The following is a 19,925-nucleotide window of genomic DNA, read 5'->3' as shown; positions in this document are numbered from 1 at the left end:
CGTTTCGCCAAGACCGTGTCCCGCCGGGCGGGGAGGATGGGCGGCATGCCGACATGGGAAGACGCGATCGCGATCGCCAAGAGACTGCCCGAGGTCGAGGAGTCGACCTGGTACCGCACACCCGCACTGAAGGTGCGGGGCAAGGGTTTCGCCCGGCTGCGTACCGAGGCCGAGGGCGGGCTGGTGCTGATGTGCGGCCTGGAGGAGAAGGCCGCGTTGCTCGACTCCGGTGACCCCGCCTTCTACACCACCCCGCACTACGACGGCTACGGTTCGATCCTGGTCGACCTCGAGCGGGTGGACGGGAAGCACCTGGCGGAGCTGATCGAGGAGTCCTGGCGGCGCAAGGCTCCCGCCACGCTGCGCAAGGCCGTCGATGCCGAATCAGGTTGACAGACAACGACAACGGGGGTGTGATGTTCGGACTGACCGTGCTGTTCAGGTTGCGCGACGCCGACGCGGCCGGCGGGTTCGACGCGCTCGTGGCGCGGACCCTGCCGCTGATCGAGCAACATGAACCCGGCACCCTCGTCTACGCCGTGCACGAGGTCGAGGGTGACCCACTCGCCAGGGTCTTCTACGAGCTCTACGCCGACCGGGCCGCCTTCGAGGAACACGAGCGCGCCGAGCACACGAAGCGATTCCTCGCCGAGCGCGAGCAGTACCTGGCAGAGGTCCGGGTGGACCGGCTGAACCTGCGCGCCGCCAAGGGTGTCGGCTGATCTGCCGATGCCGGGGAGGTCGCCCGCGGCCGGCTCGGCGGCGGCTAACCGAAGGCGACCACCGCAAGGCTCTTGTCGTCGTGCCGCTTGGCCCGCGGTAACTCCTGCGCATCCGGATCGGCGTGTGCCTCCCATGCCTCGCAGTGGTGCAGCAGCGCGCCGAGGTCGTTGGCATCGGCGGTAGGCATGGTCGGCCAGTCGTCCAGGCCGAGGTAGTCCATAGTGGTGTAGGCGCCATCGGTGGCCAGTACCGCCCACGGCGTCGAGCCCGGTGTTCGGGTGGTGACCAGCGCGTGCTCCGCCGAAGCCGGGTCGGCCTCCGCGATCCAGTAGCCGCCTGGCTGGTTGCGGCATTCCGCCTGCCGAATCTGCAACTCGCCGAGCAGGGCGAGGTGTTCATCGTCGTACCCGCTGCCCGCGGCAAGGCGTTCCCGGTACTTGCGGCGTGGCGCGAGATCGAGCCGGTCCATCCGGTCGTCGGTCAGCGTCTCGTCCGGCAGCATCACCAGGTTGTCGCCGAGCACCAGGATGTCCACGGTGTGCTCGAGTTCGCGGGCGATGGTCACCGTGCTGGAAGGGGACGCGCCCGGCGAGATCTCCAGCGCGTGCGCGGTACGTTCGATCGCACCCGCGAGTACCTCCCGAAGGTCCCCGTCCGGGGCGGCGTTGAGCGCGTCCCGCAGGTGGCGCCCGAGCCGGTCGGCGTAGGTCCCAGCGGCTACCGGTACCGGCAGGAACGCGGTGGCGCCGTCCAGCATGATCACGGCGTTCTCGGTGGTGAACACCCGGTCATCGCTGTCGGCGGCGGCCGGCAGCTGGGCTGCGGAGACACGCATGGGTCACCAGCGTACGGGCCGCGACGAGGAGGTTCTCGCCGGTCGGCTGATGGCACGGTCCCGGAAAGCGGTGCTGACCTGCGAGTGTCCCTACTCGCCCTGTGCGTCCGTTGGCCGGGGCGTGGTGTTGGGATGTTGCCGTGGTTGCGCTGGCTGAAAAGCGGAAGGCCGCCGGTTCGACCTCGCCTCTGGCCACGCTCGGCACATCCGATGACTTCCGCGCGGTCTGGTTGTCTGTTCACACGACGACCAACGAAAGGACGGGTATGGCCAAGCTTCTCTACTCGGCGACCATGTCACTGGATGGCTACATCGCCGGCCCTGGCGGCGACATGTCCTGGCTGTCCGAACATCTGGGGGCCGAGAATCCTACGGCGACGCGCCTGCCGGCGAGTGTCGGCGCGATCCTGGTCGGCAACAACACCTTCGGCGGTGATGACCCGAACCGGGGTACTGAGAAGGAAGGCGCGTTCGGGGGCGCCTACCATGGCCCGACGTTCGTGCTCACTCACCGCCCGCCGGATGAGCCTGCCCCGAGCGTCACGTTCGTCAGCGACCTGCGTAGCGCTGTTGCGCAGGCCAAGGAGGCGGCTGGCGACAAGTACGTGAATATCCTGGGTGCGAACGTCGCCATGCAGTGCGTCGAAGCTGAGCTCCTCGACGAGGTTCTTGTGTTCGTCGCCCCGGTACTGCTCGGTGGTGGGGTACGGATGTTCGACACCGACGGTCAACGGGTGCGTCTGACACCACGTGCGGGCGAGACGGCCCATTGGTATGGCGTCGAGTACTGAACGGGGCTTGAGTCGCGGCTGCGGTCGCCTGGATCGCTGAGCGTTTCGGTGACGGCGTCCGCTCCGGCCTCGGCGAGCTTGGCGCGTTTGCCGGGTTTGTTGGCGTAGCCGAGCGCTGCGACTCCTGCGGCGTGTGCGGCTTCGATGTCGGTCACAGAGTCGCCGAGCAGAGCACAGTCGTCCGGTGCCACATCGAAGGCGGTCATGGCGCGATTCAGGAGATGAGTTGACGGCTTGAGCAGGGCAGGGTCTGGGCTGGCACGGGCGGCTATGTAGTCGACCGCGGGGCGCAGGTCGTGGAGGTCGAGATACGCGCTGACTGCGGCCTCGCTGTTGTTGCTGACGATGGCCAGCGGGCGGCCGGAGTCGTGCCAGTGACGCATGAGTTGCTCGGCGCCGGGGGTGGGCGCGGCCGTGGTGATGGCGTCGACCTCGTGCGCGGTGAACGCTGCCTCGACGTAGCGGGCTTCCTCGGTGCCGAGTGTGGCGGCGTGGCGGAGCACGTCGAAGGGATCGGTGGCTGTGGCGACGTGGTTCGGCAGGTCCGTATGTCCGCCGTCGGCCAGAACGGTGCGGAGATGGCCTGCGACAGTTTCGTCGGGGACTCCGGTGAACACCGCGCAGACGGGGCCGTCGAAGTCGAGGAGTAGAACCGGCGCGCGGTCCAGCCGTTGGCGCACGTCGTCGTGCCCGCCTGCGGCTGTCATCGGACGTAGTCCTTGGCGACGCTGTTCCACATGCTGTCGAACCAGGTTTTCGACTGCTCGACGTATTGGCTGCCGGTGGAGGTGTCGTCGTCACCTGCGGAGTGGTGGAAGAGAACGGCGTCCTTGCCCATGAGGTCGTACATGGCCTGGGTTTCGCCGCCGAAGGTGATGACGTGCTCGCGGACGGGGTAGAAGCCGAAGAACGCTTCCTCGTTGTTGATCAGGTAGAGCTTGAACAGCGGTGCGGCGGGATGTACGCGGATCTGGGCGGTTGCCTCGTTGACCAGGCCGAGGGCGGCGAGTTCGCTCACGGAGTCGACGATGGCCAGGGTGTGGCGGCGCATGATCTCTTCGGCGCGTTTGCGGAAGTTGGGGCTGTCGGCCTTCTCGTCCACGGTGCAGGGCACCGACCAGGGTTCGGAGGGGTCGGGGACGAGTAGCCGGACGGTGATGGACTCGGGGCGGAGTCGGCCGATGCGGATCTTGTCCAGGGGTTCGGTGATGACGCCGTGCAGGGTTTCGCCGGAGAACCCGGCGAAGTCGATGCTGACGTGTTCGGCCTCGAAGGCGTGCTCGATATGTGGCCGGAGCCCGACCGGGCGTTCGGTGCGTTCTCGGACGAAGACCCCGCTGCCCTGCCGCGACACGATCAGGCCTTCATCGCGCAGCTCGCGCAGGGCGTTCTGCACGGTCATCGGTGCCACGTCGTAGGCCCGGGCCAGCTCAGCACGGGACGGCAGCTTGTCCCCTGCCGCGAACTTCTTGGTCAGGATCGCCGCTCGGAGGGCGTTGGCTACCTGCACATACGGCGGGCGCGGATCATCGGGGTCCAACGGCATGGTGTGCTTCGCTCCTGATTACGGCTGTGCGGCGTTAGCCCGGCTGAACGTTGCGCTTGAACCAACGTTGCAAGCATTTTCTCCACGTTATCTGCAGCCGTCTAGGCCAGCTAGCGAGCTAGGCTGCTCGCCACTTGATTTGTCTAGTCAACCTAGCTAACCTGTACAAGTTAGCTAAGTGGGCACTGGATGGGCTTGTGATTGGGAGGACAGGCATGGCGATACCGCGTGGAACGCGCTTCGCGATCGAGCATGACGGGGTGTTCCCGGACGGAGCGGCGATCGTTGGGCCGGTCGCACCGGATATGGAGCACGGCTCGAAAGAGGGCAAGGCCCGGGGCAAGCAGTCCAAGCAGAAGACAGTCGCGTGATGGCATGGCGGCCGTCACGTGAGGCGGTCGCTCGGTGGAACCTCGCCTATGCCGAGCAGACGACCGCGCTGTTCGCCGCGATGCGTTCCGGCGATCCGGCGGCAGTGCGGCGTCTGGCTGGGGCCTACTACGCGGTCGCGCAGGCGTGGCGGATGCTGTCCGCCGATTTCGGTGCACCCGTGTGGGCTCGCCATGCCGCCTCCGTGGCGGCCGAGGAATTCGAACTATGCGCGCGGGTGGAGACCCTGCGTGCCGACATCACGGAACCGTAGAGGGGTCAAGCATGGTGTCGAAAAAGCTGGTCGGCGTGTGGGAACAGGCCTACCGGCGCTACATGGTGGCTTCCGAAGCGATAGCCGAACGATCCCCCGATGCCGCGACCGTCCGGGAGATGGCGTTGACCTCGCACGCGGTGGCCTCCGCGTGGCGTGGCATCGCGGCGGACTGGCGGCTGCCGTGGTGGGCCAAAGCTGCGGCCGAATCAGCGGCCGAAGCCTTCGATTGCCAGGCACGTCACTGGCGCGGCCGGATCAACGAGCGCAACAACGAACAGGACTACAGGCATGGCGTTCAACGCCCAATGGACCCCGGGGCCGAACGCGGTCGCGGGCATGCACATCAATGGTTCGAGGATGCCTCCGGTGGGGCTGGTGGTGTACCTGGACCCCGACAGTTTGGCGATCCTGCCGCCTACCGATCCGATGGAGTGGCCGGGGTTCGTCCGGCTCCTTCACCAGCTCAGCGACGGCTGTCAGGACATGGCGGCCTTCCTGGAGAACGGGGCTGAGCGGACTTGTCCTCCTGGTTGACAGCTACCGGCAGTGTGCGGCTGTCCGCGAGTGGCTGGACGATACGAACGACGAAAGCCCCAGATCTACAGTGGACACCTGTTGACCTGGGGCTCTCATGGTGGAGCGGATGACGGGAATCGAACCCGCGTTCTCAGCTTGGGAAGCTGATGTTCTACCATTGAACTACATCCGCAGTGCGTCGCCGAGCATACTATGCGTCGGTCCCTCGGCCGCACACCCCCTCCCGTCCTTGACGATGCCACGACAAAGTGACAACACTTGTTGTCGACATCGCGTGCGAGGTGAGCGGGTATGGGCGACAGGGTCACCGACGAGCGGCTTCCGGACCCGGAGTTGTTCCGCCAGGGCGGCTTCCGCCTGGCGGCGAAGTTCTTCGTACCCGGGGACATCCGGGCCGACGAGCGCCAGCAGCGCCGCCTGCGCGAGTTCGCGCAGGACGAGGATCCGCTCGCGGACGACCTGGTGGCGATGACGCGGCGGTTGCCGGCAGGCACCGGGCGGGAGTTGTTCGAGCGGGCCCTCGTCGACGGGATCGAGGCGCTGGAGGATCCTCCGCTCGAGCTCGCCGCCCTGCTGCGGGACGCCGAGGCGACGCCGTACTGGGTCGACTTCGCGCGGATCGACCGCGGCGCCAGGGCGATCACCCGCACCGGCCTGCTCGGGCTGTTCCCGCTCGGCGACATGTCGCTGATGGGCGGTTACCTCGCGTCCAGGGCTACCAAGTCGCTGATCGGGACGGGCGCGATCGAGCGCACGGCCGACCGGCGGCTGGTCGAGACCGCGGCCTGGTGGATCGACGTGACCACCGAGGGCGCGCTGCGCCGCGGCGGCCCCGGTTATGCCTCCGCACTGCGGGTCCGGCTGGTGCACGCGCATGTCCGCGCCGCGATGAACCAGCGTCCCGACTGGGACTACGCCGCCTGGGACCGGCCGGTCAACCAGGTGCAGACCGCGGGCACGCTGCTGCTGTTCTCCCTGGTGTTCGTCTACGGTACCCAGCTGCTCGGCGTCCGCTACACCGAGCGGGAGCGCGCGGACATCCTGCACCTGTGGCGATATGTCGGCTGGCTGCTCGGGGTGGCCGACCCGCTGCTGCCCGCCACCGAGGAGGACGCCTGGCGCCTCCTCTGGCTGCTGGCCAGCACCGAGTTCATCCCGGACGCCGACTCCAAGCGGCTGGCCGCGGCGCTGCTCGAGTCCCATGCCGCGATCGGCGCGGGCCGGGGCGCGGTCGGCAAGGTGCTCTCGCACCTCTCGGTCCGGGTGCACTCCTCGATCAGCAGGCTGGTGCTCGGCAAGAGCAACGCCGACTTCCTCGAACTGCCGAACGACCCGGTGGCGCAGGGTGCCGTGCTGGCCGTGGCCGCCCTCAACTTCGGCGCGGAGACGATGCGGCGCTGGATCCCCGGCGCGACCGGGCTACAGGAACGGCTCGGTGGTGTCGGCAGGCGCCGCTACCTCGCCCAGCTCGGCAGGCTCTTCGAACTCGATCCGACCTACGCGGCCCATATGCGGACCACGCCCGGGGCCGCGGCCTGATGGCTACTAGGCTGGCGGGGTGCTGCTCAGCGATCTGGACCTCCGCAAGGAGCTCGAAGCCGGGCGTCTCGGGGTGGACCCCTACACCCCGGCGATGCTCCAGCCGTCGAGTATCGACGTGCGTCTCGATCGCTTCTTCCGGGTGTTCGACAACACCAAGTACACCCACATCGACCCCTCGCTCCAGCAGGACGAACTCACCTCGCTGGTGGAGAAGGCCGGCGAGGATCCGTTCGTGCTGCATCCCGGCGAGTTCGTGCTCGGGTCCACCTTCGAGGCGGTGAGCCTGCCGGACGACCTCGCCGGGCGGCTCGAGGGCAAGTCCTCGCTGGGCAGGCTGGGCCTGCTCACGCACTCCACCGCCGGGTTCATCGACCCCGGCTTCTCCGGGCACATCACGCTGGAGCTCTCCAACGTGGCCAACCTGCCGATCACGCTCTGGCCGGGCATGAAGATCGGCCAGCTCTGCCTGTTCCGGCTGAGCAGCCCGGCCGAGCATCCCTACGGCTCGAGCCAGGCCGGCTCCCGCTATCAGGGCCAGCGTGGCCCCACGCAGAGCCGGGCCTACCTCAACTTCGACCGGGTGGACACCCGCCGCTGAGCCGCGAACCTACGCGGCGATCGGAGCGGACCATTCGATGTGGTGGTCCCACATCCAGCGCTGGGGATCCTCCGGGCTCGCGGTGATCTTCTTGAACGCCTTCGCGATGAAGAAGTCCCGCAGCAGCCTGCCCACCGGGCCGGGCGTCTTGTTCCCGGTGTTGCGCCGACCCTGCGCCACGATGGCCTCGACCCGCTCCCGGCGCAGCCGCTGGTAGCGCGCGAACGCCGCCCGAGTGCCGTCCACATCGCGCAGGCAGCGGGCCAGGGTCACCGTGTCCTCCATCGCCATGGAGGCGCCCTGCCCGGAGGCAGGCGAGGTCGCGTGCGCCGCGTCCCCGACGATGATCATGCGACCCCGGTGCCCGTTCGGCACCGAGGGGACGTCGTAGGTCGGCCACGGCCGGTAGATATGCGTGCTGGCCTCGGCGATCGCCTTGGCCGGCCCCTTGTCCACCTCCGCCAGCCGGATCAGCTCCGCCCGCCACCGCTCGTCGGTGATCGCGTCCAGCTCGGCCCCGCCGGGCTCGGTGCGCCGTGGCGGGTTGGCGAACCACCACACGCCGCCGTCCGGATGCGGCATGTAGCCGAAGAAGCACCGTTTCCCGAAGATCATGTACGTGGTGCCCGGCCGCCCGTCCACCGCCACGTCGCGGGCATGCCCGCCGGTGTTCAGCAGCCCCAGGTAGCACGGGTCCGGCGCCTCGGGGTCGATCAACCCGCGCACCCGCGAGTGCAGCCCGTCCGCGCCGATCAGTAGGTCACCCTCGGCATGACCGCCATCGGCGAACTCGGCACGTACCCCGTCGCCGGTGTCGCTCGCCCCGGTCAGCCGCTTGCCGTACTCGACCCGGATGCCCCGCCGCTCGGCCTCGTCCCTGAGCACGCGGTACAGGTCGGCGCGGAGCACGGTGCGCATCACCGTGCCATCGGCCAGCGCCGACTTTCCCCGCGATCTCGCCGAGCCGCTTGCCGTTGCCGTTGAAGAACGCGAAGTCCGGGGTGTCGAAGCCCTGCTCCCACACCGGGCCCTTCAGGCCGACCGCGTCCAGTGCGTCCAGCCCGTTCACCGCCAGGCTGAGGAAGGCGCCCACCCCGTCGGCCGTCCGGCCGTACGCCTCGTGCACCAACGCCCGAGTCATTAGTCCTAACCGTATCTCTTAGAAATTAGTTCGTTCTGTCGAACGAAATGATTCGTTATCATCGGTCCCGTGTCAAGTACGCGAGCTGAGCTGATCGAGCAGGTGCTGAACGCGGGCAGGCTGCTGTCCACCGAGACCGTGATGTTCCATACGGCGATAGCCGACACGGTCGGTCTCTCGCCGGTGGAGACGAAGACGATCGACTACCTGGAGCGGCTCGGGGCGCAGACCCCGAAGGAGTTGGCCCGCAACTCCGGGTTGGCGCCCGCTTCGGTCACCGCGCTGATCGACCGGCTGGAACGCAAGGGCATCGTGCGCCGGGGCCCGCATCCGGAGGATCGCCGCAAGGTGCTGGTCGAGCTGTGCCGGGAGCGGTTGGCGGCCCTCGGTCCGCAATGGGAGTCGCTGCTTTCCGGGCTGGTCGAACTCTGCGAGCGCTACAGTGACGATCAGTTACGGTCGATCGTCGAGTTCATCACCGAGTCGGCGGAAATTACTCACCAAACGACCGCGAAGCTGACTGGGCAGTAGCACCGAATCACCCGAAGTAGGTTCCGGACATCACTCGTTGGTGGTAGTTTGCGCCACCGTGTCCACGCCGAGACCGAATCGTAAGCCCATGCTCCTGGCCCTCAGCGTGCTGCTCGGCGGCGCGCTCGGCGCGGGCGGTCACCTGCTGTCCGAGGTTTCGTCGAACGCGGGGCCGGGCGGCGCGGACACGCCACGCCATGCCGCCTACCTCGCGGCACCGCAGGGGGCGGGCGAGGGCGCCGGGACCCAGGCCACGGGCGAGGCGAGGACCACCTCCGCACCGGGGGACGGCACGACCACTTCCGCCGAACCGACGGCCCCGCCGAGCTCCACCACCGGCAGCGCGACACCCGCGACCACGCCCACCGAAAGCACCCCGGCCGAGACATCCTCCACCGAGCCCGCACCGGCGCAGGACAGCTCGCGCCGGGAACCGACCGCGCTGCGGGACGACTCGCTGACCGGCCAGGTGGTCGCACTGGTGAACGAGGAACGCGGGAAGGCGGGCTGCGGGCCGGTGGAGTCGGACGACCGGTTGGCCGCCGCGGCGCAGGGGCACAGCGAGGACATGGCCGCCCGCGACTACTTCTCGCACACCACCCCGGAGGGGGTCACCTTCGACCAGCGCATCCGGCGCGCCGGGTATCCCAAGCCGGGCGCGGAGAACATCGCCATGGGGGCGCGCAGCGCGGGCAAGGTGATGTCGATGTGGATGAAGTCACCCGGCCACCGGAAGAACATCCTGAACTGCGCACTGGACACCATCGGTGTCGGGCTCGAACGCTCCGGCTGGTACTGGACGCAGAACTTCGGCTACTGAGCCACCTCCGCGGGTAGAGTGCCGGTATGACACACCTTGTGTCAACTCGCGGTAGTCACGGTGACCACGGAGCGCGCCTTTGGCCGCAGGCCCCGCTGTCGGGGCGGCGGGGCGCGTGCCCTCGTGGCCATGTGTTGGGTCGTGCCGGGCGCCCCGTCGACACGATCGCGGACGCGCGCGGAGCCGCGGAGGAGCAAGTATGACCCGGCAGGCGCGACTGAGGACGCGCGTCGGCGGCGCGCTCGCGCTGTTCCTGCCCGTGCTCTTCCTCGCGTTGCCCGCCGCGGGCGACGCGGGCTCGTTCGCCCTCGCCGCCGCGCTGGCCGCCGCGCTGGCCTCCGCGCTGGTCGTCCGCGCGGGGCGGCTCCGGCCGGAGCCCACGACCACCCCGGTCCAGCAGCGGGCCGTCAGCATCCGCGAGCGCGCCCGGTCGGCCGGCTTCCTCCGGCTCCGTGATCCGGACGCGCCGGGCCGCACCCGGCCACGAGCTCCGTCAGCGGGCAGCGCGGCTGCCTGATCTCTCCCCGAGCAGGGCAGTCGCTTCCGCCTGTCCGACATCCTGCTCGTCCTGACGGAGTGACCCCATGTTCGATGCCCTGCTCTACCCTGTCTCGGCCGTTCTCTGGTTCTGGCACACGGTCTTCGGTTCCCTGCTCAGCCCGGACAGCGGGTTCGCCTGGGTGCTGGCGATCGTCTTCCTGGTCTTCACCATCCGCGCGTTGCTGATCCGGCCGGCACTCGGCCAGCTCCGCGCGGCCCAGCGCACCCGGGAGCTCGCACCCCACATCCAGCGGATCCGGGAGAAGTACTCCGGCGACCGGACGCGCATCGCCCGCGAGGTCCAGCGGTTGCACGCCGACCGCGGCGTCAGCCCGTTCGGTGGTTGCCTGCCCGCACTGGTCCAGCTCCCCGCCTTTCTCAGCCTGTTCTGGGTGCTGCGCGGATTCACCCCGAACGCCCAGTCCAACCAGGTGTTCGATCGTGCCGGGGTGGAGTCCTTCCTCGGCGCCGACCTCTTCGGGGCCAAACTCGGCAACTGGCTCAGCCAGCCGGCGGCCGAACTGCTCGCCATCGGTACCGACCGGGCCCATATGCTCGCCGTCGGAGTGCCGCTCATGCTCCTCGCCGGGCTGGCGACCTTCCTGTCCATGCGGATGAGCCTGCGGCGGCAGGACACCACGGCCAACCCGCGGGTCGCCTCGATCGGCAAGGCCATGATGTATCTCGCGCCGGTAGGCATGCTGGTTTCCGGGTCCTTCTTCCCGATGCCCATCGGGGTGCTGCTGTACTTCCTGGCCAACAACCTGTGGACCTTCGGCCAGCAGCACGTACTCACCGGCCTGGTGGACCGGCGCCCCGACCGTCGCTAGGAGAACGCGCCGTGCCTGCCCTCGCCCCCGGCGAAGCGCCGCGCCCCCGCGAGGCTGTCCGCGGCCAGTGACACCATCCCGTGCCGGAACTCCGCGGCCAGTGCCTCCTCCTCCGCGAGGCCCTCCTGCTCGAGCAGGGAGAGCCGGTCCTGCCGCAGGCAGGTCTGCGGGAACCGGGCCAGCTCGGCGGCCAGTTCCTCGGCGGCCCGCCTGCTGTCACCCTTCGGCACGACGCGGTTGACCAGCCCGATCGCCTGCGCCTCCGCCGTGTCCACCGGCCTGCCGGTGAGAATCAGGTCCATCGCCCTGCTCGCCCCGATCAACCGGGGCAGCCGCACCGTGCCGCCGTCGATCAGCGGCACGCCCCACCGGCGACAGAACACACCGAGCACCGCGTCCTCCTCGGCCACCCGCAGGTCGCACCACAGTGCCAGCTCCAGGCCACCCGCCACGGCGTGGCCGGCGATCGCGGCGACCACCGGCTTGCCGAGCCGCATCCGGGACGGTCCCATCGGCCCGTCCCCTTCCGCGGTGAGCTGGTTGCCCTCCGCGGTGCCGACGGCCTTGAGGTCCGCGCCGGCGCAGAACGCGCCGCCCTCGCCGTGCAGCACGGCCACGGCGGCGTCCTCGTCCGCGTCGAAGGCGCGGAACGCCTCGGCAAGGGCGGCGGCGGTCGGCCCGTCCACCGCGTTGCGCTTCTCCGGGGCGGCCAGGATCACCGTGGTGACCGGGCCCTTCCGCTCCACTCGTACCGTCACGTCTACTCCTTCGGCCGGGACCCGTAGTCGCCGAACGGGTCGTCCCGCTCCCGCACCGCCTGCCGGAAACCGGCCTCGGTGGCCCTGGCGACGAACGCCCTGCCCGCACCGGTGTGCCTGGCCGCGCCGTCCAGGAAGGTGCCGAGGGTGCGGGAGGAGGCGAAGCCCATGTTCTCCACCGTCTGGTTGCACAGCAGCTTGATCATCTCGAGCTGGTTGCCCGGCAGCCGCGCCATCCGCTTCGCCAGCTCGAGCGATCGCCGCGGCAGCGCCTCGTCCGGAACCCGCTCGGCGATCAGGCCGATCCGCTCGGCCGTCGCCGCCGGGATCTCGTCCCCGGTGAGCAGGTAGCGTTTCGCCTGCTCGAAGCCGATCCGGTACACCCACATCGCGGTGGTCGGCGTGCCCCACACCCGCGCGGGCGGGTAACCGAACACGGCGCCGTCCGCGGCCACGATCAGGTCCGCGCAGAGCACCATGTCCGTACCGCCCGCGACGCACCAGCCGTGCACGGCCGCGATCGTCGGTTTGGCCGCGTACCAGAGCTTCAGGTACACGTCCACGAATCGCGACATCATCCGGTAGTCCTGTGCCGCGTCCCAGCCGGCCTCGGCCTCCGCGGTGGCCTGGTACTCGGTCGACCAGTCCAGGCCGTAGCCCGCGCAGAAGGCGGGACCGTCCGCGCGCAGCAGCATCACCCGCACCTCGGGGTCGGCATCCGCCTCGTCGATCGCCGTGGCCAGGGCCGTGCCCAGTTCCGGCGTGATCGTGTTGTACTGCTCCGGCCTGGCCAGGACGATCGAGCGCACCCCGTCCTCGGTCTCGGTGCGAACCGGGGAGCTCATGCCTCCACCCGCGCCCTGGCCAGGATGGTGTCGGTGCTCGTGCCCGCGGGCAGGGTGCCGAAGGCGATCCCCCAGTCCCCGCCGAACCGGGAGGCGCAGAAGGCGTCGGCCACCGCGGGATCGCCGTGCCGCACCAGGAGGGAGCCCTGTAGCACCAGGGCGAAGGTCTCCACCAGGCGGCGGGCCCGGAACTGGATGTCCGCCAGGTCGCCCAGTTCCTTGCGCAACCGGGCGGTGGCCTCGTCCAGCCGGGCGTCCGCGCCCGCGGCCTGCTCGACCTCGGTGAAGAACACCTCGATGGTCTCCGGTTGCTTGGCCATGGCCCGCAACGCGTCCAGCGCGGCCACGTTGCCCGAACCCTCCCAGATGGACATCAGCGGAGCCTCGCGGTACAGCCGCGGCATCCCGGACTCCTCGACGTACCCGTTGCCACCGAGGCATTCCAGCGCCTCAGCGGCATGCGCGGGTGCGCGCTTGCACACCCAGTACTTGGTCACCGCGAGGGCGAGCCTGCCGAACAGCTCCTCGCGCTCGTCGCCCGCGCAGGCCCGATCGGTGGCGCCGGCCAGCCGCATACCGACCGTGGTGGCCGCCTCCGCCTCGACGGCGAGGTCGGCCAGCACGTTCGCCATCAGCGGCTGGTCGATCAGGTACTCGCCGAAGGCCTTGCGGTGCCGCGCGTGATGCACCGCCTGCACCAGCCCGTGCCGCATCCCGGCCGCGCTGCCGATCGCGCAGTCCAGCCGGGTCTTGTTCACCATCTCGATGATGGTGCGCACGCCCTTGCCCTCCGCGCCGACCAGCCAGCCGGTGGCGCCGTCGTACTCGATCTCGGCCGAGGCATTCGAGTGGTTGCCGAGCTTGTCCTTCAGCCGCTGCAGCCGGATCGGGTTACGGGAGCCGTCCGGGAGCACCCTGGGCAGCAGGAAGCAGGACAGGCCGCCGGGGGCCTGCGCCAGGGTGAGGAACAGGTCCGACATCGGTGCCGAGGTGAACCATTTGTGCCCGACCAGCCGGTAGCTGCCGTCCGCCGCCGGCCGCGCGTCGGTGGTGTTCGCGCGGACGTCCGAGCCACCCTGCTTCTCGGTCATCGACATGCCCGCGATCAGGCCGCGCTTGCCGGTCGGCTCGCGCAGCCCGAAGTCGTACTCCGGGGAGGCGAGCAGCGGCTCGTAGCGCGCCGCGAGCTCCGGGGCGTGTCGCAGCGCGGGGACCGCCGCGTAGGTCATCGAGATCGGGCAGATGTGCCCGGGGTCGGTCTGCGTCCAGACGTAGTTCTTCGCCGCGCGGGCCACGTGCGCCCCGGCGCGGTCCTGCCGCCACGGCGCGGCGTGCAGCCCGTGCTCGACCGCGACCCGCATCAGGTCGTGCCAGTGCGGGTGGAACTCCACCTCGTCGACGCGGTGGCCGTAGCGGTCGTGGGTGCGCAGCACGGGGCGGTTCTCGCTCGCGAGCCTGCCCCACTCCTGCGCCTGCTCGCTGCCGGCGAGCCTGCCCAGCTCGTGTAGTTCCGGCTCGGCCCAGCCCGCGCCCTCCCGGTGCAGCGCGGCCAGCAGCGCGGGGTCGGCCGCGGCGTCGTGCCCGGTCAGCGGCGGGACCTGGTTGGTGACTTCGTGAGTGCTAGGCATGTGCGTCTCCTAGTGCGCGCAAGGTGAAGGTGCACAGTGCGGGCATGGTGGCCGTGTCCGTGCTGTCCGTGTTCTCCGCGGTCAGTGGGCCGATCAGCACCTCGGCGGCCGCGCCGACCAGTGCGGCCGCGGTGATGTGCGGGTCCTGCGGGGGTAGCACCCCGGCCGCGACCCCCTCCTCGATCCGGTCGGCCACGATGTCCCGGAAGGCCCGCCGGAACCGCAGCCGTTCCGCCTCGACCGGCGCATCCACCGGCTCGGCCAGCAGGGCGTAGGCCAGGCGGGGCGCCTTCATCGCGCGGCCGGCGAAGGTCTCGATCACCGCGACGATCCGCTCGGTGATCTCGCCGGGGCGCTGGGACGCCTCGTCGACCGCGGCCACCTCGCGGCTGACCACCACCCGGAACAGCTCGGCCACCAGCTCGGCCTTACCGGGGAAGTGGCGGTACACGCTGCCGACGCTGACCCCGGCCTTCGCCGCCACGGCGGCCACCGAGCAGCCCGCGTACCCGCTCTCGGCGAGCAACTCCGTCGCGGCGTCGACGATCGCGGCGCGCTGGGTGTCCAGCCGCGCCTGGATCCGGGGTGTCCTCCGGTACGGCATGCAAGAAGTGAACCACTGATTCGCAGCTTCATGCAACCGGTCAGAGTGTGCGGAGGCCGCGCAGGACGCGGCGCATCAGGTCGAGGTCGGGGCGGCCGTCCGGGGTGGAAAGGCTGGCGTGCACCTGGATCAGCCCGGCCTCGGCCAGGTCCCCGAGCAGCACCCTGGCCACCCCGAGCGGCAGCGACAGCAGCGCCGCGACCTCGGCCACCGAGCGCGGCTCGGTGCACAGCCGCCCCACCGCCCTGCACTCCGTGCCCAGCCGTTCGTCCTGCCACGGTCCCCGCGGATCGGTGGCGATCAACGTCTCCATCGCGAGATGCCGGGCCGCGCGGGTGCGGCCGTGGGTGAGCACATAGGGGCGCGCCCGCATGCGGGCCGACTCGGACTCGGCGGGCGGTTCCGCGATGTTCCCGATGTGCTCGGCCGCCGCTGGTTCCGGGCCTGCCGGCTCGGAGTCACCTTGAGCACCCATGCTGATCGCCTCGCGTGCAGGGGGTCGTTACCTCACGGACGGCGTTGGCGGCGAGGACTATCGATGTTACTTGCGGTGTCCAGCCCTGCCCTTCCGGTTGACCCGTCCCGGTGCGAAGCTGGCCCGGTGGGGTACACGAAGGGCTTGCACGAGGTCACCGAGAACGTCCACGCCTACCTACAGCCGGACGGCGGCTGGGGCCGCAGCAACACCGGCCTGATCCGCGGCACCGACAGCGCGTTGCTGGTGGACACCTGCTTCGACGCGCCGCTCACCCGGCAGATGCTGGACCGGATGAGCCCGCTGACCGCGCACACTCCGATCGAGGTCGCGGTGAACACGCACGGCGACGGCGATCACTGGTTCGGCAACTACGAACTGCCCGCCGGGGTCGACATCGTCGCCGCGGAGGCGGCGGTCGCGGAGATGCACCACCTGACCCCGCAGGCACTGGCCGCGCTGGCGGAGGCCGAGCTGGAGCAACCGATGCGCGACTACCTGCGCCGCGCCTTCGGGGCCTTCGCCTTCGCCGAGAGCGGGGCCAGGCTGCCGGGGCAGACCTTCACCGGCAGGCTGGAGCTGACCGTCGGCGGCACCCTGGTGGAGCTGATCGAGGTCGGGCCCGCGCACACCGCGGGTGACCTGCTGGTGCACGTCCCGTCCGCGCGCACCGTGTTCACCGGGGACATCCTGTTCATCGGCTCCACCCCGCTGATCTGGGCTGGCCCGGTGGACAACTGGATCGCCGCCTGCGACACCGTCCTCGGGCTCGGCGCCGAGCACATCATTCCCGGCCACGGCCCGGCCACCGACGCCGAAGGGGTGCGCGCGGTCCAGCGCTACCTGCGGTTCGTGCGCGACGAGGCGCGGCGACGGTTCGACGCGGGGCTGGACGTGCCGGCGGCCGCCGCCGATATCGAGCTCGGCGAGTTCGCAGGCTGGCTGCAGCCGGAGCGGCTGGCGGCGAACGTGGACCGGCTGTACCGGGAGTTCGATCCCGAGCGCCCGGCCACCGACAAGGTGACCCTGTTCGGCCTGATGGCGCAGTCGCACGCCCGGCGTGCCTGAGAGCCTGTTCCGGAGCTGGAGATAGCTGCTCACGGTGAGTGGAAGAACTCGCGCGGCCGAGCCGACCGTGTCGCGAGTTTGGAACAGGCACTGAAGGTTCGCCGAGCAACCACGTCGTGCCGGCAATCTGGACACAGTGGACGGTTGGCCGGCGCGGTGCGACGGCGCCTAGCCCGAGCGCTGGCGGCTGAGCGCGTACGCCTCCAGCTCGCGCAACGCCGCCGCGACGGCCGGGAGCTCCCGGCCGCCGCGGCGGGTGCAGGTGAGGAACTTCCGCGAGGGCACGGTCGGCCCGGTCACCGGAAGGTGGGCGACCGGAAGGTCCGGCGGCAGCTGCCGCAGCCGCGGAGTCAGCGCGACGCCGAGCCGGTGGGCCACCAGGGTGGCCACCACGTCCCACTGCTCGGCCTCGTGCGCGATGTTCGGGCTGAACCCGGCCGCGGTGCAGGCGGCAAGGGTGTGCTCCCGGCAGGTGTTGTCCGGCACGCCGATGATCCAGTCCTCTTCGGACAGTTCGGCCAGGTCCACCGAGTTCCGCCCGGCGAACCGGTGTTCCCGGTGGACCAGCAGGTCGTACCGATCGTCCAGCAGGGAGCGCTGGTCGAACCGCCGGTCCCCCACGGCTGGACCGGTCTGGGTCGCCTCCACCACGGCCAGGTCGGTGTCCCCGGCGAACAACAGGTCGAAGCTCTCCGCGGGCTCCGCCTCGCGCAGCCGCACGGTCAGCGCGGGGCAGGTGTCCCGCAGGATGGCCGTGACCGGCGCGAGCAGCGTGCTGACCGCGGTGGGGAACCCGGCCATCCGCAGCACGCCCGCCGGTTCCGCGCCGGTGTGGAGCAACTCGGCCTCGGCCCGTTGCCAGCGCGACTCGATCGCGTCCGCGTGGCTGAGCAGGGTGCGCGCGGTGGGGGTGAGCCGGACCCGGCGACCGTGCCGTTCCAGCAGGACCACGCCGAGGTCGCGGCCGAGCTGGCGAATCTGCTGCGAGGCCGCCGAGGGCGTCAGGTGCAGGGACCGCGCCGCCGCGGTCACCGTCCCGTGGTACGCGACCGCGCGCAGCACATGAAGCCGCCGCAGGTCGATCATGTAGGCCATTCTTCACGATCATGTGCAAACATCCAACCTGGACCCACAGGGTTTTGCCTTCCACGCTGGAGATCAGCGAGCAGGAAGGAAGGTCTGAGGTGAGCAACTGCCCGTTCTGTGGCTGGCCGGATGCCCGGCCGTTCCGGGTGCTGTCCCGGCACCGGACACCGGAGGGTGAGACCGTGTGGACCCGCTGCTGCTGTGGCTCGGCACAGGTCCGTTCGATCGACGAATGTGGGACGCGGGTCGTGGCGCGCAGCCGTCCCGCCAGCGCTTGATCGGCAGCCTGATCGACACCTGGGGTGAACACGAGCTGCGCAGGTGGCACTCACCCCTCACTCGATTGGCCTAGTTGGAAAAAATCTTCAGAAAAAGTCCACCCGTTGTGTATCTGACGGGGTGGTAGCTGCGTCATATGGGTCGATGGCGTTTCCACCTCGACATCGGGAGGACGCATGAGCCCCGACCGTTCCCACGCGGCGGAGATCGCGGCCGTTCGCGCCGGTCTCGCCGCGCTGGCGGACCCGTGGCTCGCCGGCGAGACCCTGATGAGCAGGCTCCCGGCCGAGTCCAGGGTGGCCCGGTTGGGGGTTCCCGCGCCCAGTTCCGATGAGGTCACCGCCCGTGCGGACCAGGCACAGCGGATGGCCGAGGCCGCGCGCCGGACCGTGGGTGAGGAGGTCGTTGCCGCGCTGGCTCCCACGCCGAACCTTCCCGAACGGTTCGACCTGCGGAACCTGAGTGGCCGGGATTACGTCACACCGGTGAAAGACCAGGGTGAAAGCGGCTCCTGCAGCGCGTTCGGAACGGTCGCCGCGCTGGAGGGAACGGCCGCTTACACCAGGAGTGCTCCGGGACTGAACCTCGACCTGTCCGAGGCGCACCTGTTCTTCGGACACGGGGCGGAACGCGGCCGAACGAATCAGACCGGTTCGTGGCCGGACGAGTTGTTCGACGACAGCATGTCCAAAGGCGTGACGTTCGAGGACTACTTTCCGTACACCGAGGACGGTTCCGGGTCGTTGCATCCGGACTGGGGCAACCGCGTCGCCAAGGTGGAGGACGTGGTGGACCTCGGCCGGAACCCGGCGGCGATCAAGCATCACATCTACGGCTACGGCCCGGTGACGGCTTGCCTCGTCGTCTACAACGACCTGTTCCACTACACGGGTGGTGTGTACCGACACACCACCGAGGAGACCAGTGGCGGCCACTGTGTCGCGCTGGTCGGGTGGGACGACACCGCGGGATGCTGGATCGCGAAGAACTCGTGGGGGGCGGACTGGGGTGAACGTGGTTACTTCCGAATTGCCTACGGCGAGGCCTACATCGAGGACTACCCGGATCCGCGGCCGACCACGCTCGGCTGCACCGGGGTGAACCTGCGGGCCTGGCTCCCGCCGCAGCGCGCGCTGCGGTTGTTTGCGACGGCGCATGACGCCAATGGATGGGCGTACCTGGAAAACCTGGGATGGACGCGCCTGTCCGGGGGGTCGCACAGCACAACGAACAAACTCGCGATGCTGACCCACGCGCGAGCCGGTGGATTTCCGGTTGCCCCGTTCGTCGACAACGACGAGCTGAGCATGGTCCAGATCGCGTACTAAATCCGAGGGGAGAGCACGATGCCAGCCAACGAGGCGAGCGAGAGGTCCGCGAAGCAGCGGGAGAAGGAACCGGACATCGCGAAGGCGGACTACTTCGAGATGCCCGGCCCGGAGCAGCCGGATGCCGCCCCGCCGACACCACCGGATCTCGTGCCGCAGGGAAATCCGCACGCGAACACGGTCCCGCCGATGTACGCGTACGTCCCGCAGGGTGACCCGCAGGGCAATCCGCACGCCAACACCCCGCCGCCTGCGTACGTCCCGCAGGGCAACCCGCACGCCAACACGGTGCCGCCGATGTACGCCGCGCATGGCAACAACGGGCCGATGGCGCTGGTCCCTGCGTACCTCCCGCAGGGGAACCCGCACGCCAACACCGTCCCTCCGGCGGCTTTTCCGGCGTCGCCGCCCGTGCCACAGCCGGCGCCGCCGCAGCCGGTGCCGCAACCGGTGCCGCAGAACGGCCTCCATGGCTCGACCGACGGCTGGAGCCGCAACCGGGTGATCACGCACCTGTTCTCCTACAACGCCTCGCCCGGTGTGTGGGTGTGGGTGCAGGGCACCGGCTGGCGTCGGCTGTCGCCCGCCTCGGAGTCCGGGCACAGCCACCTGCTGCTGCTCGCGGTGACGGCGAAGAACAACGGCCTGCCCGTGGACTATCACGAGGACGCGAGCGGGCAGATCGACCAACTGCTGGTCTGAGGTGACGTAACCACAGGCTGGTGGTGGCCGGCAGTCGAGGGGGCCGCCGGCTACCACCACCCCTGGAGCTCG

Annotated in this window: 25 protein-coding genes and 1 tRNA gene; 15 read left to right on the top strand and 11 right to left on the bottom strand. The window is 69.9% G+C overall.

What is annotated here, in order from left to right; genetic code table 11:
* Positions 1-45: 45 nt before the first annotated feature.
* Both FB471_RS17215 and FB471_RS17210 read left to right on the top strand, forming a co-directional pair.
* The gene (locus FB471_RS17215; protein ID WP_141999478.1) at positions 46-393 is read left to right on the top strand and encodes an MmcQ/YjbR family DNA-binding protein; all 348 of its coding nucleotides are present in this window, start codon (positions 46-48) and stop codon (positions 391-393) included.
* Positions 394-416: 23 nt separating this feature from the next.
* Entirely contained in the window at positions 417-722 is a 306-nt protein-coding gene (locus FB471_RS17210) for a putative quinol monooxygenase (protein WP_141999477.1), read from the top strand.
* Between the two features lie 44 nt (positions 723-766).
* On the opposite strand, the gene FB471_RS17205 is transcribed toward FB471_RS17210, so the two are convergent.
* Positions 767-1,558, bottom strand: a complete 792-nt coding sequence (locus FB471_RS17205; protein ID WP_141999476.1) for a hypothetical protein — start codon at positions 1,556-1,558, stop codon at positions 767-769.
* Positions 1,559-1,824: 266 nt separating this feature from the next.
* Here FB471_RS17205 and FB471_RS17200 point away from each other — a divergent pair, with 266 nt between their 5' ends.
* Positions 1,825-2,349, top strand: a complete 525-nt coding sequence (locus FB471_RS17200) for a dihydrofolate reductase family protein (RefSeq protein WP_142002076.1) — start codon at positions 1,825-1,827, stop codon at positions 2,347-2,349.
* On the opposite strand, the gene FB471_RS17195 is transcribed toward FB471_RS17200, so the two are convergent.
* Positions 2,286-3,056, bottom strand: a complete 771-nt coding sequence (locus FB471_RS17195) for an HAD family hydrolase (RefSeq protein WP_141999475.1) — start codon at positions 3,054-3,056, stop codon at positions 2,286-2,288. The genes FB471_RS17200 and FB471_RS17195 overlap by 64 nt on opposite strands.
* Positions 3,053-3,895, bottom strand: a complete 843-nt coding sequence (locus FB471_RS17190; protein ID WP_211358053.1) for a GntR family transcriptional regulator — start codon at positions 3,893-3,895, stop codon at positions 3,053-3,055. Before FB471_RS17190 ends, FB471_RS17195 begins: the two co-directional genes overlap by 4 nt.
* Before the next feature lie 215 nt (positions 3,896-4,110).
* Between FB471_RS17190 and FB471_RS34150 the strand changes: the two genes are divergently transcribed.
* From FB471_RS34150 to FB471_RS34145, 3 genes are read left to right on the top strand one after another with little or no spacing between them, the layout of a single operon-like run.
* Positions 4,111-4,266, top strand: a complete 156-nt coding sequence (locus FB471_RS34150; protein ID WP_170220638.1) for a hypothetical protein — start codon at positions 4,111-4,113, stop codon at positions 4,264-4,266.
* A complete protein-coding gene (locus FB471_RS17185; protein ID WP_141999474.1) occupies positions 4,266-4,538 on the top strand; it encodes a hypothetical protein in 273 nt (90 codons plus the stop codon). Before FB471_RS34150 ends, FB471_RS17185 begins: the two co-directional genes overlap by 1 nt.
* A gap of 11 nt (positions 4,539-4,549) precedes the next feature.
* Positions 4,550-5,053, top strand: a complete 504-nt coding sequence (locus tag FB471_RS34145; protein WP_170220837.1) for a hypothetical protein — start codon at positions 4,550-4,552, stop codon at positions 5,051-5,053.
* A gap of 123 nt (positions 5,054-5,176) precedes the next feature.
* Here FB471_RS34145 and FB471_RS17175 read toward each other — a convergent pair.
* Positions 5,177-5,250: transfer RNA gene (locus FB471_RS17175), tRNA-Gly, on the bottom strand.
* A 119-nt stretch (positions 5,251-5,369) separates the two neighbouring features.
* Here FB471_RS17175 and FB471_RS17170 point away from each other — a divergent pair.
* Positions 5,370-6,617: an oxygenase MpaB family protein gene (locus FB471_RS17170; protein WP_141999472.1), complete on the top strand. Its 1,248-nt coding sequence runs from the start codon at positions 5,370-5,372 to the stop codon at positions 6,615-6,617.
* 19 nt (positions 6,618-6,636) lie between these two features.
* On the top strand, positions 6,637-7,218 hold the full coding sequence (gene dcd / locus FB471_RS17165) for a dCTP deaminase (RefSeq protein WP_141999471.1): 582 nt from the start codon (positions 6,637-6,639) through the stop codon (positions 7,216-7,218).
* 9 nt (positions 7,219-7,227) lie between these two features.
* Here the strand turns inward: dcd and FB471_RS17160 are convergent, their stop codons facing one another.
* Entirely contained in the window at positions 7,228-8,136 is a 909-nt protein-coding gene (locus FB471_RS17160; protein WP_246076448.1) for an FAD-dependent monooxygenase, read from the bottom strand.
* Positions 8,137-8,428: 292 nt separating this feature from the next.
* On the opposite strand from FB471_RS17160, the gene FB471_RS17155 reads away from it, so the two are divergent.
* From FB471_RS17155 to yidC, 4 genes are all read left to right on the top strand, one after another.
* Positions 8,429-8,890 carry a MarR family winged helix-turn-helix transcriptional regulator gene (locus tag FB471_RS17155; RefSeq protein ID WP_141999470.1) on the top strand — a complete coding sequence of 154 codons (462 nt, stop codon included), beginning with the start codon at positions 8,429-8,431 and terminating at the stop codon, positions 8,888-8,890.
* Positions 8,891-8,978: 88 nt separating this feature from the next.
* Positions 8,979-9,710 carry a CAP domain-containing protein gene (locus FB471_RS17150; RefSeq protein WP_141999469.1) on the top strand — a complete coding sequence of 244 codons (732 nt, stop codon included), beginning with the start codon at positions 8,979-8,981 and terminating at the stop codon, positions 9,708-9,710.
* Positions 9,711-9,909: 199 nt separating this feature from the next.
* Positions 9,910-10,227, top strand: coding sequence for a DUF6412 domain-containing protein (locus FB471_RS17145; RefSeq protein ID WP_141999468.1), 318 nt, complete (start codon positions 9,910-9,912; stop codon positions 10,225-10,227).
* A 67-nt stretch (positions 10,228-10,294) separates the two neighbouring features.
* Positions 10,295-11,080: a membrane protein insertase YidC gene (yidC, locus tag FB471_RS17140; protein ID WP_141999467.1), complete on the top strand. Its 786-nt coding sequence runs from the start codon at positions 10,295-10,297 to the stop codon at positions 11,078-11,080.
* Here yidC and FB471_RS17135 read toward each other — a convergent pair.
* Genes FB471_RS17135 through FB471_RS17115 form a run of 5 tightly spaced genes read right to left on the bottom strand, consistent with a single transcriptional unit; the run spans position 11,077 to position 15,390 of the window.
* Complete coding sequence (locus tag FB471_RS17135) at positions 11,077-11,838, bottom strand: crotonase/enoyl-CoA hydratase family protein (protein WP_141999466.1); 762 nt, start codon at positions 11,836-11,838, stop codon at positions 11,077-11,079. The genes yidC and FB471_RS17135 overlap by 4 nt on opposite strands.
* A gap of 2 nt (positions 11,839-11,840) precedes the next feature.
* The gene (locus FB471_RS17130; protein WP_141999465.1) at positions 11,841-12,683 is read right to left on the bottom strand and encodes a crotonase/enoyl-CoA hydratase family protein; all 843 of its coding nucleotides are present in this window, start codon (positions 12,681-12,683) and stop codon (positions 11,841-11,843) included.
* Positions 12,680-14,311 carry an acyl-CoA dehydrogenase family protein gene (locus tag FB471_RS17125; protein ID WP_141999464.1) on the bottom strand — a complete coding sequence of 544 codons (1,632 nt, stop codon included), beginning with the start codon at positions 14,309-14,311 and terminating at the stop codon, positions 12,680-12,682. Before FB471_RS17125 ends, FB471_RS17130 begins: the two co-directional genes overlap by 4 nt.
* Complete coding sequence (locus FB471_RS17120; RefSeq protein ID WP_141999463.1) at positions 14,304-14,915, bottom strand: TetR/AcrR family transcriptional regulator; 612 nt, start codon at positions 14,913-14,915, stop codon at positions 14,304-14,306. The genes FB471_RS17125 and FB471_RS17120 overlap by 8 nt, the downstream gene beginning before the upstream one ends.
* 40 nt (positions 14,916-14,955) lie before the next feature.
* Positions 14,956-15,390: a DUF742 domain-containing protein gene (locus FB471_RS17115; RefSeq protein WP_141999462.1), complete on the bottom strand. Its 435-nt coding sequence runs from the start codon at positions 15,388-15,390 to the stop codon at positions 14,956-14,958.
* A gap of 126 nt (positions 15,391-15,516) precedes the next feature.
* Here FB471_RS17115 and FB471_RS17110 point away from each other — a divergent pair, with 126 nt between their 5' ends.
* Positions 15,517-16,458 (top strand): MBL fold metallo-hydrolase, encoded by a 942-nt coding sequence (locus tag FB471_RS17110; RefSeq protein WP_246076447.1) that lies wholly within the window; start codon positions 15,517-15,519, stop codon positions 16,456-16,458.
* 168 nt (positions 16,459-16,626) lie between these two features.
* Here FB471_RS17110 and FB471_RS17105 read toward each other — a convergent pair whose 3' ends face one another.
* A complete protein-coding gene (locus FB471_RS17105) occupies positions 16,627-17,544 on the bottom strand; it encodes a LysR family transcriptional regulator (protein WP_142002072.1) in 918 nt (305 codons plus the stop codon).
* A 455-nt stretch (positions 17,545-17,999) separates the two neighbouring features.
* Here FB471_RS17105 and FB471_RS17095 point away from each other — a divergent pair, with 455 nt between their 5' ends.
* Together FB471_RS17095 and FB471_RS17090 are read left to right on the top strand one after the other, a co-directional pair.
* On the top strand, positions 18,000-19,151 hold the full coding sequence (locus FB471_RS17095; protein WP_141999460.1) for a C1 family peptidase: 1,152 nt from the start codon (positions 18,000-18,002) through the stop codon (positions 19,149-19,151).
* A gap of 18 nt (positions 19,152-19,169) precedes the next feature.
* On the top strand, positions 19,170-19,853 hold the full coding sequence (locus FB471_RS17090) for a hypothetical protein (RefSeq protein ID WP_141999459.1): 684 nt from the start codon (positions 19,170-19,172) through the stop codon (positions 19,851-19,853).
* The last annotated feature ends 72 nt before the right edge of the window (positions 19,854-19,925 follow it).

It is taken from the genome of Amycolatopsis cihanbeyliensis, from assembly GCF_006715045.1.
GTDB lineage: Bacteria > Actinomycetota > Actinomycetes > Mycobacteriales > Pseudonocardiaceae > Amycolatopsis > Amycolatopsis cihanbeyliensis.
Note: the sequence above shows the minus strand (reverse complement) of the source record. Positions and strands in the feature narration are given on the sequence as shown.